At 63.2% G+C, this 2,748-nt stretch carries 5 protein-coding genes; 4 read left to right on the top strand and 1 reads right to left on the bottom strand.

Annotated elements, in window-relative coordinates; genetic code table 11:
* The first annotated feature begins 111 nt into the window (after positions 1–111).
* From VIM95_RS15640 to VIM95_RS15625, 4 genes are all read left to right on the top strand, one after another.
* Positions 112–540, top strand: coding sequence for a hypothetical protein (locus VIM95_RS15640; RefSeq protein ID WP_331987524.1), 429 nt, complete (start codon positions 112–114; stop codon positions 538–540).
* Entirely contained in the window at positions 540–749 is a 210-nt protein-coding gene (locus VIM95_RS15635) for a hypothetical protein (protein ID WP_331987523.1), read from the top strand. The genes VIM95_RS15640 and VIM95_RS15635 overlap by 1 nt, the downstream gene beginning before the upstream one ends.
* Entirely contained in the window at positions 742–1,452 is a 711-nt protein-coding gene (locus tag VIM95_RS15630; RefSeq protein ID WP_331987522.1) for a hypothetical protein, read from the top strand. The genes VIM95_RS15635 and VIM95_RS15630 overlap by 8 nt, the downstream gene beginning before the upstream one ends.
* A 127-nt stretch (positions 1,453–1,579) precedes the next feature.
* Positions 1,580–2,452, top strand: a complete 873-nt coding sequence (locus tag VIM95_RS15625) for an alpha/beta hydrolase (RefSeq protein WP_331987519.1) — start codon at positions 1,580–1,582, stop codon at positions 2,450–2,452.
* Positions 2,453–2,472: 20 nt separating this feature from the next.
* Here VIM95_RS15625 and VIM95_RS15620 read toward each other — a convergent pair.
* On the bottom strand, positions 2,473–2,748 hold a 276-nt coding region (locus VIM95_RS15620; RefSeq protein ID WP_331987515.1), incomplete at its 5' end, for a hypothetical protein.

Below are 2,748 nucleotides of genomic sequence, written 5' to 3'. Positions count from 1 at the left end.
GCAGCAGGGGTGCGACGGCCAAGACGTTAATAACTGCCGCGATATGCACCCGATTTTAGAGAATAGGGGGGAAGCTCCAACCCGCGCCGCTGGCGCTGACCGCATAGTCGGTTGGCGCTGACGACGTGTCTATCCCGGCCGGAAGGCTGGCGCGTGCTGACGGACAGGCTTTACCGCCGCTATCTCCGCCTTGATGAGCTTGAGTTGGCGACAAGGAAGATGCGCAAGGTCTGGGATCACTTTTCTTCACTGCCTTCTACTTACCTTGGGCCAGATAGGCTGGCTGAGGTGAAGACGCCGGACTCTAGGCTGGATTTGGGCGCGCCCTCCTTGGCAACCATGTTTGCGCGCTATTTCGAGCATTTTGATTACTGCGTGGAATCCGCCAAGTTGAACTATGAGGCGTTCAAGGCCCACCCTGGTTATGTGTACGAGCCGGTCAGGGTCATCGTCACCGACATGCCCAGGCACATGATAGACAGTGCCAGGTCGCTGGCTGAGTACGACGCCTTGGTCGGTGATCCAATCTGGCTATCTTGATGACCTACGACGAACTACGAAGCAGCCTGACCTCGCTGGTGACGCGCTATGTGCCAAGCGCCGAGCAGCGCACGGCGCTCTTGCAGCTGATCGCCGAGCCTGAGATACCGGTGAAAGGGATTCTGGCGGACATGAGCCCAATGCATCTGGCTTCGATGACCGAGCAAGATGCCGCTTTGTTGCGGGATATTGTCCATCACTATGGCTAGACCCATCTGGGCCAAGATCATGGCCAAAGGGCTGGTGCCCTTGTATTGCTATGGCGTCCTGGGCGGGCTGTGGTTCCTGCTCTTCATTGGCGCTATTGCGAACCGCCAATGGTTGGAGCCCGCGCTTCCTTTCTGGTTGGGCGTGTTGCTCTCGCAGCTCTGCTGCTTTCTCACCTTCGTGCTGGGTCTGGCGATACTGCGCTGGCTGCTTGGCCCCTGGCTCTTCCGGGAGTGCCAGCCCACTGTTGGTACTTGGCTGTGGTGGGCCTACGTTATTCGGTTCGCCATCGGCGGCCCCTCTGTGCTGATCGGGGAGCCGCTGCCGCTTGCAATGGGGCTGTTTACCCTCTTTGTCGGTGCCGCCGCGCTCTGGTGCTATCTGCCCGTTGTTATCGCTCACGGCGCTGCCGAACCACTGGGCTGGCGCAGCCTGAAGTGGCCGCTGCTGCTGGAAGGGCTGTGGTTCGGGATCTGGTTGATAAGGGTAGGCAAGGAATTTGATCCCGCTACGTTTGCCGTCGCTGCCGGCTGCGTACTGCTGATGCCTGCCTACGTCTACACCCTGCAACGCTACGCCCGCCTGTTCTCTGCACCCGATAGGCCACCAGCCCCCGAGCATTACCAAGGCTGGAAGGTGGTGCTGTTTGCCTTGCCCCTGCCTTGGTGCCTGTATTGCGCGTTCGCGTTCATGGTCCTGTTCTGAACCAGGCGATCTGACAGCCGTAGTTGTTCGCGGCGGGCTATGTTTCAGTGACTCGCAGGGGGTGAGGTGTTGCCAAGCAGCTTTGCGCCGCTAAAGCCCCAAGCACCATCACAAGACGGAGGCGCGGATGAAAGCTTGGCCTTGGATAGTGGTTACTTCCGCACTGCTCGCAGTACCTGCGCCGGTAGACGCCCAACCAGACACGCCTTCGCCTGCCAGCAGCCATGTCTATCGCGAGATAGGCGATCAAGCGCTGCACGCCTATGTGTTCCAACCTCCGGCGCGTCGTGCCGATGGCAAGGCGCCCGCCATACTGCTGTTCCACGGTGGTGGCTGGAGCGCCGGTGGGGCGGATTGGGTCTTCCCCCGAGCGCGCCGGTTTGCGGATTTGGGCTTGGTGGCCATTGCCATCCAGTACCGGCTCTCGGAGGGCGAAGTCACTCCCGTCGACGCGCTGGGCGATGCCTGCGCGGCCTTCCAGTGGGTGCGGGCACACGCGGCCGAGCTTGGGCTCTCGGGCCTGCTGGCCGGCTACGGGGTATCGGCCGGCGGCCAGCTGGTGGCGGCCACCGTCACCATAGGCTGCCCGCAGGATGGCCTGGCGGGGAGGCCGGTCGGTCCCGATGCACTCTTGCTATGGTCCCCGGCGCTCGATCTGGTCGACGACGGCTGGTTCAGCGCCAAGCTGCAAGGGCGGGCGACCGCCGCCGCACTGTCGCCCGCGCGCCATGTCGGGCCGGCCACGCCGCCTACCTCCATCGTGCATGGCGAGTGCGACACCCTCAGCCCGCTGCGTGGCGTACAGCGCTACTGCGCGCAGCTGGCCGAGCAGGGCCGGCCGTGCGACCTGCATGTGTATGCCGGCTTGGGCCACTTGCTCACGCGCAACCTGGCCCAGCAGGAAGGCGACTACGACCCGGACCCGAAGGCCCGGGCCGACGGCATGGCCCAGCAGGAGCTGTTCCTACGCAAGCAGGGCTTTCTGCCCGAGATCCGCTAGGTGCCCTCACGGCGCAATCGTCAAAATTGCGTTTTCATCGACACCTTCACCGTCCGCGAGCTACCCACGCCCAGTAGCCGGTTGCCGGCAGCATTCCAGTAGCGCTTGTCGGCCAGGTTCTCCACGTTCAGGCGGAATACCGTGTCCTTGCCGATCTGCTTGGTGCGGTAGCTCACGCCGGCGTTGAACAGGGTCACGCCGGGGATAAAGGCCTGGTTCTGTACGTTCACCGCGCGGGCGCCGGTGTAGTAGGCGCCGGTGTTGATCGCCAGGCCCGCCACGGCCGCCAACTGGTG

This window comes from Chitinimonas sp. (assembly GCF_036568685.1).
Taxonomy (GTDB): domain Bacteria; phylum Pseudomonadota; class Gammaproteobacteria; order Burkholderiales; family Chitinimonadaceae; genus Chitinimonas.
The sequence above is the reverse complement of the archived record's forward strand: the minus strand, read 5'-3'. Positions and strand labels throughout refer to the sequence as shown.